Annotated in this window: 16 protein-coding genes and 1 pseudogene; 11 read left to right on the forward strand and 6 right to left on the reverse strand. The window is 59.1% G+C overall.

What is annotated here, in order from left to right; genetic code table 11:
- Positions 1–39 precede the first annotated feature (39 nt).
- The 4 genes from ACP2AU_RS13110 (at position 40) to ACP2AU_RS13125 (ending at position 3,655) form a co-directional block, all read left to right on the forward strand.
- On the forward strand, positions 40–1,899 hold the full coding sequence (locus ACP2AU_RS13110; protein ID WP_426376654.1) for a histidine kinase: 1,860 nt from the start codon (positions 40–42) through the stop codon (positions 1,897–1,899).
- A gap of 27 nt (positions 1,900–1,926) precedes the next feature.
- Positions 1,927–2,586, forward strand: coding sequence for a two-component system response regulator NarL (gene narL, locus ACP2AU_RS13115; RefSeq protein WP_426376655.1), 660 nt, complete (start codon positions 1,927–1,929; stop codon positions 2,584–2,586).
- A 97-nt stretch (positions 2,587–2,683) separates the two neighbouring features.
- Positions 2,684–3,229 carry a ubiquinone anaerobic biosynthesis accessory factor UbiT gene (gene ubiT / locus ACP2AU_RS13120; protein WP_426376656.1) on the forward strand — a complete coding sequence of 182 codons (546 nt, stop codon included), beginning with the start codon at positions 2,684–2,686 and terminating at the stop codon, positions 3,227–3,229.
- Between the two features lie 99 nt (positions 3,230–3,328).
- Entirely contained in the window at positions 3,329–3,655 is a 327-nt protein-coding gene (locus tag ACP2AU_RS13125; RefSeq protein WP_426376657.1) for a carboxymuconolactone decarboxylase family protein, read from the forward strand.
- A 56-nt stretch (positions 3,656–3,711) separates the two neighbouring features.
- Here ACP2AU_RS13125 and ACP2AU_RS13130 read toward each other — a convergent pair whose 3' ends face one another.
- Complete coding sequence (locus ACP2AU_RS13130; RefSeq protein WP_426376658.1) at positions 3,712–4,026, reverse strand: hexameric tyrosine-coordinated heme protein; 315 nt, start codon at positions 4,024–4,026, stop codon at positions 3,712–3,714.
- Positions 4,027–4,367: 341 nt separating this feature from the next.
- Here ACP2AU_RS13130 and ACP2AU_RS13135 point away from each other — a divergent pair, with 341 nt between their 5' ends.
- Genes ACP2AU_RS13135 through ACP2AU_RS13150 form a run of 4 tightly spaced genes read left to right on the forward strand, consistent with a single transcriptional unit; the run spans position 4,368 to position 9,505 of the window.
- Positions 4,368–5,975 carry a cbb3-type cytochrome c oxidase subunit I gene (locus tag ACP2AU_RS13135; protein ID WP_426376659.1) on the forward strand — a complete coding sequence of 536 codons (1,608 nt, stop codon included), beginning with the start codon at positions 4,368–4,370 and terminating at the stop codon, positions 5,973–5,975.
- The gene (locus ACP2AU_RS13140) at positions 5,972–6,577 is read left to right on the forward strand and encodes a cbb3-type cytochrome c oxidase subunit II (protein ID WP_426376660.1); all 606 of its coding nucleotides are present in this window, start codon (positions 5,972–5,974) and stop codon (positions 6,575–6,577) included. Before ACP2AU_RS13135 ends, ACP2AU_RS13140 begins: the two co-directional genes overlap by 4 nt.
- A gap of 8 nt (positions 6,578–6,585) precedes the next feature.
- The gene (locus ACP2AU_RS13145) at positions 6,586–7,182 is read left to right on the forward strand and encodes a c-type cytochrome (protein WP_426376661.1); all 597 of its coding nucleotides are present in this window, start codon (positions 6,586–6,588) and stop codon (positions 7,180–7,182) included.
- Between the two features lies 1 nt (position 7,183).
- Positions 7,184–9,505 (forward strand): heavy metal translocating P-type ATPase, encoded by a 2,322-nt coding sequence (locus tag ACP2AU_RS13150; protein ID WP_426376662.1) that lies wholly within the window; start codon positions 7,184–7,186, stop codon positions 9,503–9,505.
- Here the strand turns inward: ACP2AU_RS13150 and ACP2AU_RS13155 are convergent.
- Positions 9,485–9,592 (reverse strand): annotated as a pseudogene (locus ACP2AU_RS13155) (DUF2892 domain-containing protein); the annotation flags it as partial. The gene ACP2AU_RS13150 and the pseudogene ACP2AU_RS13155 sit on opposite strands and share 21 nt — an antisense overlap.
- A gap of 64 nt (positions 9,593–9,656) precedes the next feature.
- Between ACP2AU_RS13155 and ACP2AU_RS13160 the strand changes: the two are divergent.
- Both ACP2AU_RS13160 and ACP2AU_RS13165 read left to right on the forward strand, forming a co-directional pair.
- Positions 9,657–10,106, forward strand: a complete 450-nt coding sequence (locus tag ACP2AU_RS13160; RefSeq protein WP_426376663.1) for a hypothetical protein — start codon at positions 9,657–9,659, stop codon at positions 10,104–10,106.
- A gap of 90 nt (positions 10,107–10,196) precedes the next feature.
- Positions 10,197–10,910 (forward strand): MOSC domain-containing protein, encoded by a 714-nt coding sequence (locus ACP2AU_RS13165; RefSeq protein WP_058341687.1) that lies wholly within the window; start codon positions 10,197–10,199, stop codon positions 10,908–10,910.
- A 14-nt stretch (positions 10,911–10,924) separates the two neighbouring features.
- On the opposite strand, the gene ACP2AU_RS13170 is transcribed toward ACP2AU_RS13165, so the two are convergent.
- Genes ACP2AU_RS13170 through ACP2AU_RS13180 form a run of 3 tightly spaced genes read right to left on the reverse strand, consistent with a single transcriptional unit; the run spans position 10,925 to position 11,947 of the window.
- Entirely contained in the window at positions 10,925–11,290 is a 366-nt protein-coding gene (locus ACP2AU_RS13170) for a DUF488 domain-containing protein (RefSeq protein WP_058341688.1), read from the reverse strand.
- Between the two features lie 36 nt (positions 11,291–11,326).
- Positions 11,327–11,485: a hypothetical protein gene (locus ACP2AU_RS13175; RefSeq protein WP_426376664.1), complete on the reverse strand. Its 159-nt coding sequence runs from the start codon at positions 11,483–11,485 to the stop codon at positions 11,327–11,329.
- Positions 11,486–11,539: 54 nt separating this feature from the next.
- Positions 11,540–11,947, reverse strand: coding sequence for a radical SAM protein (locus ACP2AU_RS13180; RefSeq protein ID WP_426376665.1), 408 nt, complete (start codon positions 11,945–11,947; stop codon positions 11,540–11,542).
- On the opposite strand from ACP2AU_RS13180, the gene ACP2AU_RS13185 reads away from it, so the two are divergent.
- On the forward strand, positions 11,912–12,118 hold the full coding sequence (locus ACP2AU_RS13185) for a hypothetical protein (RefSeq protein WP_426376697.1): 207 nt from the start codon (positions 11,912–11,914) through the stop codon (positions 12,116–12,118). The genes ACP2AU_RS13180 and ACP2AU_RS13185 overlap by 36 nt on opposite strands.
- Before the next feature lie 9 nt (positions 12,119–12,127).
- Here ACP2AU_RS13185 and ACP2AU_RS13190 read toward each other — a convergent pair whose 3' ends face one another.
- The gene (locus tag ACP2AU_RS13190; protein ID WP_426376666.1) at positions 12,128–13,459 is read right to left on the reverse strand and encodes a ferredoxin reductase family protein; all 1,332 of its coding nucleotides are present in this window, start codon (positions 13,457–13,459) and stop codon (positions 12,128–12,130) included.
- Between the last annotated feature and the right edge of the window lie 138 nt (positions 13,460–13,597).

A 13,597-nucleotide genomic window follows, 5' to 3' on the forward strand; every position in this document is an offset into this window, starting at 1 on the left:
CGATCGTCTTAACACGTTCCTTGAGTGCTGAAGCAACCTATGACCTCCCGAAGCCCACTCGTAAACCGCCTGGCGATTGCGATCGGCGCGATTGTGCTGACTGCCATCGTCAGCATGGCGACAACACTCGCGGTATCCAAGAGCATCGAAGGTAACGCAACCGCCATCAATATCGCCGGCTCGCTCCGGATGGGGGCATTTCAGCTGGTTGCTGCCGCAGCAGCCGGAGACCGCGCAGGAGAAGACGGTCCCGGCCTGAATGTCCGCATTACGGATTACCAGGAGCGGCTGGCCAAACCGGAGATTCTCCGCTCCATTCCCCGCACCAGCGACCACCCGCTGGCGGAACAATATCAGAGCGTCAGGCAACGCTGGGCGACCGTGCTCAAACCGGCGCTGGTTAACCATGAAATCGGAGCCCCGCTCAGCGCCGGGATGGTGGGCGCAGTTGAAGGTTACACCCGCGAGGTCGATCGCCTGGTGTCCATGCTGGAAATGCGCACTGAAGCCCGCATTGACCTGTTACACCTGATCCAGATAATCAGCCTGATTTTCTCCATTCTGGTGATTCTCGCGCTATTCCTGGATCTCAGAAACCGGGTGCTCAAACCACTGAGAAAGCTGATGGCCATTGCAACTGCCGTAGGCGAGAAAGACTTCAGTCATCAGGCCAACCTAAAAGGTTCGGACGAACTGGCCCAGCTGGGACAGGCGTTCGACCAGATGACCAGCGAACTGGCACTGACCTATTACGAACTGGAGAGCCGGGCGCGGCAGAAAACCGAAGAACTCGAGGTCAGCCATGCGGCGCTCGAAGTCATGCATTCCGCCAGTCGCGGGCTGTTTGCCAATCACGATCTGTGCAGTGGCGCCATTCCCATGCTTCAGGATCTTGAGCGCTTGCTGGGAATCGGCCCGATTCGCCTGTTCCTTCACGACAAAGAATCCGCTGAACCGGTTGAAGCCATCACCACCGCTTCACCCAAACGGCCGTTCTATTGCCGGGATCATCACTGCAATGCCTGCCTGGTCACGCCGGAAGTCTATGATGAAATGCCCCTGGAAGATAACGACGGGCGGCGCTTGCTGCTGCCTATCCGCACTCCGGGGCAACTGCTGGGCACCCTGGAAGTGTGGTACCCGGCCGACAAAGGATTGCCGGACACCTCCCGGCGGTTACTGGAAACCCTGAGCGACCAGCTGGCCACCGCCATTTTCCTGGAAAAGCAGATTACCGAGGAGCAGCAGCTGACACTGGCAGAGGAGCGCACCGTGATCGCCCGGGAATTGCACGATTCCCTGGCCCAATCGCTGTCGTACCTGAAAATGCAGGTGACGCGCCTGCGCCGGCTGAACATCGAGGGCGATCACAAGCCTACCCACGACAGCATTCTGGATGAGCTGAGTACCGGCCTGAACAGTGCCTACCGTCAGCTCCGTGAATTACTGGCCACCTTCCGGCTGAAACTGGATACGCCCGACCTGGCCACTGCCCTGCGAAAAACCATTGACGAGTTTTCCGAGAGGCTTGGCAAACCGGTCAGCTTTGAATATAACCTGCCACCCCAAACGTTGTCGCCGAATGAAGAAATCCATACCCTGCAGATCATTCGCGAGGGACTGGCCAACGCGGTCAAACACGCCGATGCTACCGACATCACAGTGAAGGTGATGTTCGACTCCCCACAGGTGCGAGCCAGCGTGCAGGACAATGGCAAAGGGTTACCCGGCGGCGGCCAACCCATCAACCATTACGGGTTGATTATCATGCAGGACCGGGCGCGGACACTGGGCGGGAAAGTGCAAGTGAATAACAAAGCTGAAGGCGGCGTGGAAGTCGCGCTGACATTCGTACCCAAAAGCCGCAACCTGATTCCTACGGAAACTTCGCCGGCCTGAGCCGCGCGCAGGATAAAGAGAGAGACAATGTCTGAAACACCCGCAAGCATTCTTTTGATCGACGACCACCCATTGTTGCGCCAGGGCATCAAGCAGCTGATCGGGCTGGAAGATGATATGGCGGTCACCGGTGAAGCCAGCAATGCCGCCGATGGCATCCGCATCGCCATCGAGAGTGAGCCGGACCTGATCCTGATGGACCTTAATATGCCGGAAATGGACGGTATCGAAGCACTGAAAAAGCTCAGGGAGCAAAATATCAGCTCCCGCATCGTGATGTTCACGGTGTCCGACCAGGAAGAGGATGTCGTCGCGGCACTGCGGGCCGGCGCCGATGGTTACCTGCTCAAGGATATGGAACCGGAGGATATGATTGCCCAGCTGCACCAGGCAGCCGTGGGCAAGATGGTGATCAGCGACCGGCTCACCACATTGCTGGCCGAAGCCCTGCGCTCCAATAAGCCGCAGCAAAGCAGCCGCCCGGACTTCGACAGCCTCACTCCCCGGGAGAAAGACATCCTGCGGCTGATTGCTGAGGGTTTGTCGAACAAGATGATTGGCCGGAAACTGGACATCAGCGACGGCACCGTCAAAGTTCACGTCAAGCACCTGCTGAAAAAACTGAATCTTCGTTCCCGGGTGGAAGTCGCCGTCTGGGCCGTGGAAGAGGGTTTGCACAAAGCCTGAGTTAACGCCGGTTGGTGTCTGCCTGAGCTATATCAAATCTGTTTTCCGCGAACTGCGGTAGGCTCTCCCGATCTGTTTCCTGATTGGAGAGCCTGCCATGCTGCCTACCCTGCCCCGCTTCGGCCAACGCCCCACGCCGCCCGGGCTCATGCAATTGCAACGCCTTGGCAGCAAGCTCCAGCACAACCCACTCGCAGACCAGACACTGGCTGTGCTCCGGGAATACGCCCCCTCGCCTGCACCGTTGCTGCAAGCCATTGACCAGCGGATTCCTCTGCCCCTGAAGCAACTGGCAGCCGAGGAACCACTGAACCGACTGTTTGCAGAGGCGATTGCGGAAGGTGAGTTCGAAGACTTCGAAGGCCGCCGCATACGCCTTGAAATCAATGGTGGTCAGCCAGGCATCACCCTGGGTTACTGGGCAGAACGTCTACGGGTAATAAATGGCCCGGGCGATACCACCATCCGGGGGTCGATCAGCGCATTCAGAACCCTGGCGGCGCGCGAGCAAGACCCGGACCAACTCTTCTTCCAGCGCCGGCTGGTCATCGAAGGGGACACGGAACTGGGACTCGCGCTGAAAAATCTGCTTGATAGCCTGGATTGGCACGTACAGCTCAGGGATTTGCTGAAGCCCTGGTAGATGACCACTCGGGGAAGGTTTGCGTGTAAGATCAAAACCTGTCTACCGCGTTGAAACCGACCGCTCAGCCGATGCGGCCACCCTAATCGAGGACATACAATGGATAAACATAACAGCGAACTCCCTAAAACCTTCGTTGCCTTCAGCCAACGATTTCCAGAGCTTCAGCAAGCGCACAAGCAACTCGGTAAAGCCCTTGCCGATGCTGGCCCTCTCGATGAAAAAATGCGCGCAGCGGTAAAGTTGGGCGTCTGCGTTGGAGCAGGTCGCGAATCCGCGCTGAAATCCCACATCCGTCGCAGTCTGGAACTGGGCCTCACACGCGAAGAAATTGAGCACGCGCTGGTGCTGGGCATGAATTCAATAGGCTTCCCGGCAACGGTCGCCGCCTGGCAGTGGGCTCAGGAAGCCCTTAGCCAGGAGTAACGTTTTTTCAACAGATCAGGCAGTTCAGGCGGCCTTTGAGGGCCGCCGAAACACATTTACTTCCAATAGCCGTTGGCCTCGGCCACGGTCTGAAAATGCACAGCGATCACTTCTGAGGCATGAATAAGTGCTTCACCATCCTGAGAATATTTGGTCCGTTCACGGAACAGGACTTCCTTGTTCGACTGGGTACTTTTAACCCCCATACGGGACAACTTAATCGCGAGTTCGAATCCCTGTTGGGGTGTTTCGGTGATCAACGTTGGCAACCAGTCGCCTGACGTCTTCCCGTCCTCGGCATGGCCGGTCAAAGGAAAAGCGACCAGCAACGCGACCAACATCATCAGTGACTGTCGTTTCAGGTGGATCATCTTTCACTCCTTGCTCTCATCTTTTGTTATCACGACATCGGGACGAAATTATGTACATCCGCGGCCCGGCACCGCCTTCTTGATATTAAGAACCACATAACACTTATTTTCAATGCATCTTCTTTCTTATAGAGAGACGTCATCGCAAGCATTGCCATGCAATTTTTGGCACATTGGCCAGCAAAATGATCTGAATCAAGTTATCGGTCGATACTGACATTTATTCGCTCTATGGTAGGCGAAAGCTGTGCCGCAACGGCTCCACTGCATCCGCAATTCACTTGCCCATCAGATAGACGGAAAATTAAAGCATTTAATATGACTCTTTATCGGAAAATCCTATGACGCCTACCATTGCCGTTCTCCTCATTATTACCTTTCTGCTGTCGACGGTCGGTTTGCTGCTCTTGATCTGGTCGATCGCCAACAACCAGTTCGGTCACAGTGAGAAATCCGCCCGAACGATTTTTTCGCCCGGCGAAGAGGGCATCGGCGAAGATCCTGCGAAAGCCCCGCAACGCCAGAAGCGGGAATTGTCCGACGCCGAATACCAGGCGCGATACGATGCCGACCAATCTTCCCGGCTGGCCAGCCTGAGCTGGCTGTCTTCGGGTGTTTTCTGGCTGCTTCTGGGCTCCGCCTACGGCCTGCTTTCCTCTGCCAAGATGCATATGCCGGAACTGCTGGCTAACAGTGAGTTCCTGACCTTTGGCCGAGTTCGTCCCATGCACCTGAACGCAGTCACCTATGGCTGGGCGTCCATGGCGGGCATCGCTGTCGCGCTGTTTCTCATCCCCCGATTATTCAAGACCCGCCTGGCCGGCGGCCGGTTTGCCATTGCCGGTGCCGTCTTCTGGAATATCGGCCTGGTGCTCGGGCTGGGGGCCATCAATCTGGGCTTGTCCGACGGCAAGGAATGGCTGGAATTCCCCTGGCAGGTGGATTTACTGTTTGTTGTCGGCGGTGCGCTGGCCGCCGTCCCCCTACTGCTGACCGCCAAACAAAGGACGGTCTCTCACCTCTACGTCACCAGCTGGTATTTTCTGGCGGCATTGGTGTGGTTCCCGTTCCTGTTTCTGATCGCCAACCTGCCCTACACCTTTCCCGGCATCTCGGGCGCCACCGTTAACTGGTGGTTTGCCCATAACGTGCTAGGCCTTTGGGTAACCCCCATTGGCATCGGCATTGCCTACTATATGATTCCGAAAATCCTGGGGCGGCCGATTATTTCCTATCAGCTGTCACTGATTGGTTTCTGGTCACTGGCGCTATTCTACAGCCAAGTGGGCATTCACCACCTGGTGGGCGGCCCCATTCCCACCTGGCTGGTCACCCTGTCGATTGTGCACAGTGTGATGATGTCGATCCCGGTCATTACCGTCGCCATCAACCACCACGGCACCATGATGGGTAACTTCCACCGGCTGAAAGACTCACCAACGCTGCGGTTTGTCTGGATTGGTTCGCTGATGTACACGGTGTCATCGCTACAGGGTTCCATGGAAGCCCTGCGCAGCGTCAACGTGATTACCCACTTCACCCACTACACCGTGGCGCACGCCCATCTGGGTATGTACGCCTTCCTCAGCTTCATCCTGTTCGGCGCGGTCTATTTCATTATGCCCCGGCTGATGAACTGGGAATGGCCCTGGCGCCGGTTGATTGCCCTGCACTTCTGGCTGGTGAGCATTGGCATTTTGATTTACGTGGTGTCACTGACCATCGGTGGCTGGAAGCAGGGCGTGGAACTGCTCACCGCCGACACACCGTTTATGGATATCGTAAGAATGACGCTTCCTTACCTGGAAGCAAGAACCATTGGAGGCGGCCTGATGACCGCGGGGCACATCGTATTTGCCATTCACTTTGTTGCCATGCTGAAACGGAAAGGCCAGCTTCACGACCAGCCCACGCTGTTTCGTAATCCGGCCCGGGAGGTAAACCAATGAAACGCGCTTTAGCAATCATGGTCGGTGCCGCGCTGATTCTGCTACTGGCCACCCTGACTCTGGTGGTTATGCCCTATCTGCAAATGTCGGCAGAGCAAGTGCCACCGGATCTGGAACCCTACACCGAGCGGCAACTCAAAGGGCGGCAAATTTACATCGCCAATGGCTGCGTTTACTGCCACAGCCAGCAACCCCGCGATCCATCCTTCGCCAGCGGCGACAAGGACCGCGGCTGGGGCCGCCCGTCTGTGCCCGGCGACTATGCCTACGACACGCCCCACCTTCTGGGCACCATGCGTACCGGGCCGGATCTGTTCAATATCGGTGCCCGCCAGCCCAGTAAAGACTGGCATCTGCTCCATCTTTACAACCCGCAGGCGGTGGTAAAAGACAGCATCATGCCACCCTACCGGTTCCTGTTCCGCTGGGTTCGCTCGGTGGGTGAGGACGACCCCGTCGTCCGATTGCCGGAACCCTATGCTCCGGAAGAAGGCTACATCGTGCCCACCGAACAGGCGCTGGCCCTGGTGGACTATCTGCTGGCTCTGGATCACACGTATCCGGCGCCAACGCTGCCCGAACCTGAAAAGACCCAGGAGTAACTGCCACCGTGATAACCGACAACGAACGCGCACGCCAGAGAGAAAACCCGGAACCCGAAGAAGGGATGCGGAAAACCCCGATGATCGTTTTGCTGTGGATCGCGGTGCTGATTGTCTGGGGTGTGGGCTACTACGCCTACAACATCGGCAAGCCATTACTGGGCGGTGACAGCCGCACGGCACCCGAGGTAAAAGTGAGCAGTGCCGGCGACGAAGGCGGCAGTGGCATCAATGGAAAAACCGTATTCAATGCCCAGTGTGCATCCTGTCACCAGGCTAATGGCCAGGGGGTGCCGGGCGCCTTTCCGCCGCTTGCCGGCAGTGAATGGGTGGTGGCCGCCCGCGACATCCCTATTGCCATTGTCCATGATGGCTTGCAGGGCGAGATTGAGGTTGAAGGCCAGACCTACAACGGCATGATGCCCGCCTTCAAAGGCACCCTGAGCAATGACGAAATTGCCGCTGTGCTCAGCTACGTTCGTCAGGAATGGGGAAACCAGGCAGAACCCATCACCGGCGCCCAGGTGGAGGAACATCAGACCGGCGTGGGCGAACGTGGCTCCTGGTCGGCCGCTGAACTGAAGGAAACCTACCAGGCCCCCTGATGTGAACGCGCCAGGCATCGCAAGCAAGCAACAACCAGACGACACCATCCTGTTTGTTCGGGGAATGTACTGCGGTAGTTGTGCAGCCGCCGTGGAAAGCCTGCTCAAACGCCAGCCGGGGGTACTGGATGCGACCGTCAACTTTGCCGCCGGCACCGCCCTGTTGCGCTGGGATACCACTCAAACCGGCGTTGCAACGTTGGCGCAGGTGGTTCGCCGGCTGGGTTATCGACTGCAGGATGCGCCCCCGAACGCCAATAGCCAGGGGGTCGATCTGGCCCGAAAAAAACTGCAGTGGCGACTGGCCGCTGCCGTAGTGTTCGGGATGTGGTGCATGATGCCCGCACTGCTGGTTTACCTGGCTCCGCTGGGGCTGGTGGAACCGGAAGCCACCTGGCCACTGGCTCTGGCCAGCGGCGTGTTCGCCCTGCCGGTCCTCACCTACTCCGGTGCCCACTTCTACCGGGCTGGCTGGCGCACCCTGCGCATGGGGGTGCCCGGGTTGGATACTCTGATCACCTTCGCGGTGGTGGCCGCCACCCTGCTATCCGCCTGGCGCCTGAGCCAGGGCGAGAGCCACGTCTACTTTGATGCGGCAGTCATGCTGATTACCTTTCAACTGATTGCCCGGCTACTGGATACCAATGTACGGCGCCGGGCCACCGACATCATTCACCGCTACCTGGGCCAGAACAACAGCACCCCGGTAACTCTCGACGACGGCAGTTTCCGGCAAATACCGGCAGACCAGGTGACGCCCGGCATGCGGATTCGGCCGGAGGCCGGGCAACCATTCAGCCTGGATGGCTGCATCACCTCAGGCGAGGCACTGGTCGACTTCGCCCTGATCACCGGCGAGAGCCAACCAGTCCCGGTTCGGCCTGGCGACCGGGTGTATGCCGGTTGCGTATTGATTGAAGGTTGCCCGCAAATCCGGGTAACCGCAGGGGTCGGCCAGCGGCGAATCGATGGTATTACCCGTGCCATACATCAACTCTTGTGCCGGAAAACTTCGCTGCAACGGCTGACCGATCGCATTGCCCGGGTGCTTTTACCCACCGTAGTGGTTGCAGCGTTGGCCTCGGTGGTGCTGGCCTGGTTTCAGGGAGCAGCGCCGGGCGAATCACTGGCCCGGGGGCTGGCCGTGCTGATCATCAGCTGCCCCTGCGCCCTGAGCCTGGCTATTCCATTGGTGATAATGATGGGGTATGCCCGGCTGGCGACCCGGGGCATTTTGTTGCAGGATCCGGCCGCCTTTGAGTTGGCGGCTGATATTGAGGTGGTGGTTTTCGACAAAACCGGCACGCTCACCACCGACCGCCCCGCCATCGCAGCCTGCCATCCACAACCCGGCTGGACACCTCAGGCCCTGTTGCAACTGGCCATCAATACCCTGCAGGGCTCCAGCCATCCCACGGCCCGGGGCCTGGCACTGGAAGGTGCCCCCAGCCTGCCCGAAGACATGGGGACCCGCACCGCCATACCCGGCCAGGGAACCCTCTGGCGGTTAGCCGAGCATCGGGTACTGGCTGGTCGAAGTCGCTGGCTGGAACAGCAGGGAGTGAGCCTGCCAGAGTTGGCAGATACCGGCATGAGCCTGCACCTGGCCTTCGATGGCCAGTACGCGGGCCGGATTGATTTTCAGGAACGGCTGAATCCCGAGGCTGCCGGGCTGATCGAACAGCTCAAAGCCCGGGGCATCGCCATCTATATGCTCAGTGGCGATACCCGAAACGCCAGCCTGGCGCTGGCAAAACGCCTGAACATACCGCCAGCCAGAGTGATATCCGAAGCGTCACCGGAGCAAAAACTGCGGTTTGTCGAAAACCTGCAGAATCACTACCCCACCGCGTTTATCGGCGATGGACTGAACGATGGCCTGGCGCTGGCTTCTGCCCGCATCGGCATCGCCATCAACACCGCCCCGGAGGCCGCCCAATCGGCCGCGGCGGTGCAGCTTACCGGTGGCCTGGATACCGTTGCCAGCACGCTCGATTTTGCCCGCCAGGCGCGGCGACTGATGCGGCAGAACCTGGTGTGGGCCATCGCCTACAACGGCCTGGCTCTGCCGCTGGCGGTAGCAGGCTGGGTGCAGCCGGTGATCGCCGCAGTGGCTATGTCCCTGAGCAGCCTGTGTGTGCTCGGCAACAGCCTGCGCATTCACCACGGCGATCAAACCCCGATCAACACCCCCGAACCCGGTCAAACCAGGCCTGAATCACGCATCCCGCAGCCCGAGCTTGCGCAAGATCATCATCGCCGGGCACCATCGGGTAAACGCCGACTGAATCAGATTGAGTGCTATAAAGCCGGTGAACAATAACCAGTAAGGGCTTACGTAATGGGCAAGCAGGATCGACACCAGGGTAAATACCCCGGCCATCAGGCGAAGGCCTTCATTAACCGTCATAATCAATCTCCCAAGTTGGTATAAAAACCTAAACCATCCCCGTTATCCAAAACAGGACGTGTTCATGTCACTGGCCGAAAAACTCTGCCTCAGCGCCGCTGCGCTTTTCTTTATCACCGGCCTGCTGACCGGTGTCTGGAAGTACGCCTGCATGGCCCGAAGCCCCAGGGCTGCGGCACCGCGCTATGTGGACATTGCCCACCGCAGCTCCCTGATGTACAGCTTTGCCGCGCTCTTACTGGCCTGGCTGACCCGCTACAGTGTTTACCCGGATTGGCTGAACACCCTGGCGGCCGCTTCTGCCCTGAGCTTTTTCGCACTGGCCATTGGCACCTACATAATCCACGGCATTCTGCGCGACACCAGCAACCAGTTACGTAAGCCACACCGGCTAGGCACAGCCTCCCTGCCAGGCTGGCTGGTAAACGGCTTTATGGTGGCCCTGATTGTTGCTGAAATCGGCGGCTCGCTGATTCTGAGCGCAGGCGCCCTGACCGGAATCTGGAACCTGTAACCAAGCTTATCGCCATTACCCGCCCGGCTCAGTGACAATGTCACCAAGCGCTCGGGCCTGTTGGCAAAACCCACAGCAAGGACATTGACGATGACTCACGCCCGCAAACCCGGCCCGATCAAGCTGCTGCAACTGCGCATCGGGCGCCTGCAGACTCTGGCCACCAGCGGTGTTGAAACCGGCATCTACAAACAGCCGGTGGATCAGGCCTTCCTCACCACAACCGGCCTTGAGCAGGATGAACACGGCGACCCACGACATCACGGCGGCCCTGAAAAGGCCCTGCATCATTTCGCCTCGGAGCACTACCGGGGCCTGCAGAATGGCCTGCCCGAACCCGCCGCCGGGCACTGCCAACCGGGCGCCTTTGGGGAAAACCTGGTCACCGAAGGGCTAACGGAGTCCGATGTCTGTGTGGGGGATGTGTTCCGGCTGGGCGACGCGCGGTTGCAGGTATCTCAGCCCAGGCAGCCCTGCTGGCGGCTGAATACCCGGTTTGGTATCGCCGATATGTCCCGGCGGTTTCAGGAGACTCTGCGTACCGGGTGGTACTATCGGGTGCTGCAGGAAGGCATGATTCACGCCCACGACAGCCTGCAACTGGAGCAAAGAGACAATTCCGACTGGCCCCTGAGCCGGGTGCTGGAAGTACTCTACCAGCGGCCACTGGAGCTGGAATCGTTACGTGGCATGGCAAGCCTGACCACTCTCTCGCCCAACCTGATCCAGCTTGCGAAAAACCGCCTGGCCCACGGCGAAATCGAAGACTGGCAGCGGCGATTGCTGGGCCCTGCCGCGGAGTGAGGATACATTCAATGTTACGGCAGGCGATTGGTTAACAGAAACTCCCGCAGCGCCACCGCATTGTTGTGTTCGGTATCTTTGGCGGCGAATACCAGCGTGATCCGCTTGTGGTCTTCCAAGAGTGTCATAAAAGCCTGCAGATCTTCCTCAGCCTCCGCTTGCTTCAGCTCTTCCAGATACCGGTTCTGAAACTCCGGCCACTTGTCCGGGTCATGGCCAAACCATTTACGCAGCTCGGTGGAGGGCGCCAGCCCTTTCAGCCAGTGATCGATGCTAGCATCCTCCTTGGCTACACCTCTGGGCCAGATGCGATCCACCAGCACCCGGGGCCCATCAGAGCGGGCGGCGGTGTCGTAGGCGCGTTTCAGGCGAATGTCCATCAATATTCCCCCCATCCTGAAAATAGCAATCCCAGCCTACGCCCGAAACTCCAGGGTTTCAAAGAGCGGACGCAGGGTGCTGCAAACCCGCAGACGATCTTCACCGCTCAGGGGGCAGGCACCAAGCTGATCGTTCAGCATCTGCTCGCTTCGGGCTGGCTGCACCGCAAACCGGCGAACTCCCCGTTCAGCCAAACACCGGCCCACACGCACTACCTGTTCAGCACTCTGCAGCGCACCATGCCAGGTTCACCGACACTCGAAGTCCACACCGGCCGTTCGCAGCGCATCAATCGCGGCCCAGCTGTCCAGCCCGGCCCGGCGATTGGTGGCGATCAGTTCGTAATCAGAAGGTAACGCCTTGATATCCAGCCCAACCCAGTCCAGATACGGCAACAAAGGCGTCAGCCGTCTGAGTTGCGGCACACCGGTATGAAGGCCGTTGCGGAATCCGAGTGTCCGGGTCTGCTGCATGGCGGGCAACAGCGCGGGCTGGATCGTCAGCTCTCCGCCGCTGAACACCACCGCATCCAGCAGGCCACGGCGCTTTAAAAGGTGCTCCAGAGCTTGCTGCCAGGTGATTTCCCCCGCCACCTTGCGCCGGGGAATCAGATGGGGGTTGTGGCAGTAGTGACAACGCCAGGGACAACCCTGCAAAAACAGGGTTGTCTGGAGTTGACGCCCGGAGAGCCCTCACTGGAAACGCCCGAGCGCTTCTGGATTCCAGAGCTCGCCTGGCACTTCCGGTTCTTCTGGCAGCAGCAGAACTGGTGTGGGCGTAGTCTGTATCAGAAAGCTCGGAAGCAAGGCCGGCTCCAGCACCAGTAAGCGCAGCCCTCAACGCATATCAAAAAACTCCCGGTGCATCCGCCGGGCCGGCATACCCCATTTCCGGAACTGGTTGAACAGCGTATTGGCCAGCCCCACCGGGCCGCAGTACCACAGGCTGGCGTTCTCCCAGTCGGGTACCGCATCCCGGATTTCCTCCGGCATCAGCCGGCCTTCGGTGCGGCTGCATCGAATGACCAGGTTCACGCCCGCGGCTTCGGCATCCGCCCGCAACTTGGCCAGGGCCTCCTCGCTGACATCCGCGGTAGGATGGAACAGGTAAACGGAACGATTGTCAGGACAACCCGCCAGGCGTCCCATCCGGGCAATAAACGGCGTAATACCAATACCCGCCCCCACCCAGATCTGGGTGCGGCAATCATCTTCAAAATCAAAGCCGCCATAGGGTCCCTCCAACGTAACCGGCATACCCTCGCAGATCCGGCGGCTTGCCCGGCGGGTGTGATCCCCCAGTTCTTTGACCACAAACTTCAGGCACCGGGTTTCCGGGTTCCAGTCCGAGGCAATGGTATAGGGATGCGGGCCTTCCGCCGCATCCGAGGTGATAAAGGCAAACTGCCCGGGGTTATGGCCAGACCAACCCTGCGTTAGCTTCACCAGAAATTCGAAAACTTTCAGGTCCGGATATCGGGTGACCGAAACCACCTCCCCCGCTACCTTCCGAACCTTGCCCGGCCAGCCAACCAGCAGCAAAACGGCTGCAACACTGCCCGCCACAACAGCGGCCTGAGTCAGCCAGCCAATGGGCGCTACCCAGTAATCAAACTCCATCAGGATAAAGCTGTGCCAGGCCAGGGGCAGGAACACCACCGCCAGCAATTTGTGGGTTTTACGGAACAGGTGGTAGGGAAAGGCCTTCACCAGCGCCAGCACAATCAGCACGGCAGCCGCATAGAAGGCCCACTCGCCCAAAGTTTCTGCCAGCCCCCTTTGGCTGCGGAACCAGGCTTCAAGGCCAGTGAGTTGCTGCCCTGCCCCTTTGCCGACCGGCTTTTCCAGCCAGCCCCAGCCCACCATCCACTTGGTGCCCTGCGCCCACCACCAATGCAGCGTGGCCAGCACCAGCGAACCAATGCCCAGCCATTTGTGCAGCCGGTACACCTTGTCCAGGCCACCAACCCAACGTTCCAGAACCCGGAGCCGCAGCGCCAGCACCAGGGCCCCCGCCATCATGACCACCGCCAGGATGCCGGAATACTGCACAAACACCGACCGGAACGGGAAGTAAGCAAACGGGCTCACCCAAAGGCTATCGGCTGCGAACCAGACAACACTGACGACTGCAACCAGCCCCCAGAAAAACAACGGAATACGCGACATGACAATTTCCTCTGCGTCGCCATCAACAAATAGCAAACTACGCTTACCACCGATCGTAATGCTTGAGGTAAATCAAACCGGATGGCCTTTACACGGTTTTTACCTACACCCTGAACCATGACTAGCCCACCTTGTTTC

It is taken from the genome of Marinobacter sp. VGCF2001, assembly GCF_049943275.1.
In the GTDB taxonomy this organism is placed as follows: Bacteria; Pseudomonadota; Gammaproteobacteria; order Pseudomonadales; family Oleiphilaceae; genus Marinobacter.

What these genes read in the sequence shown, in the direction of transcription:
- ACP2AU_RS13125 (WP_426376657.1), top strand. Translation starts at nt 3,329, where the DNA reads ATGGATAAACATAACAGCGAACTCCCTAAAACCTTCGTTGCCTTCAGC.
- ACP2AU_RS13165 (WP_058341687.1), top strand. Translation starts at nt 10,197, where the DNA reads ATGACTCACGCCCGCAAACCCGGCCCGATCAAGCTGCTGCAACTGCGC.
- ACP2AU_RS13170 (WP_058341688.1), bottom strand. Translation starts at nt 11,290, where the DNA reads ATGGACATTCGCCTGAAACGCGCCTACGACACCGCCGCCCGCTCTGAT.
- ACP2AU_RS13160 (WP_426376663.1), top strand. Translation starts at nt 9,657, where the DNA reads ATGTCACTGGCCGAAAAACTCTGCCTCAGCGCCGCTGCGCTTTTCTTT.
- ACP2AU_RS13110 (WP_426376654.1), top strand. Translation starts at nt 40, where the DNA reads ATGACCTCCCGAAGCCCACTCGTAAACCGCCTGGCGATTGCGATCGGC.
- ACP2AU_RS13190 (WP_426376666.1), bottom strand. Translation starts at nt 13,459, where the DNA reads ATGTCGCGTATTCCGTTGTTTTTCTGGGGGCTGGTTGCAGTCGTCAGT.
- ACP2AU_RS13130 (WP_426376658.1), bottom strand. Translation starts at nt 4,026, where the DNA reads ATGATCCACCTGAAACGACAGTCACTGATGATGTTGGTCGCGTTGCTG.
- ACP2AU_RS13140 (WP_426376660.1), top strand. Translation starts at nt 5,972, where the DNA reads ATGAAACGCGCTTTAGCAATCATGGTCGGTGCCGCGCTGATTCTGCTA.
- ubiT (WP_426376656.1), top strand. Translation starts at nt 2,684, where the DNA reads ATGCTGCCTACCCTGCCCCGCTTCGGCCAACGCCCCACGCCGCCCGGG.
- narL (WP_426376655.1), top strand. Translation starts at nt 1,927, where the DNA reads ATGTCTGAAACACCCGCAAGCATTCTTTTGATCGACGACCACCCATTG.
- ACP2AU_RS13135 (WP_426376659.1), top strand. Translation starts at nt 4,368, where the DNA reads ATGACGCCTACCATTGCCGTTCTCCTCATTATTACCTTTCTGCTGTCG.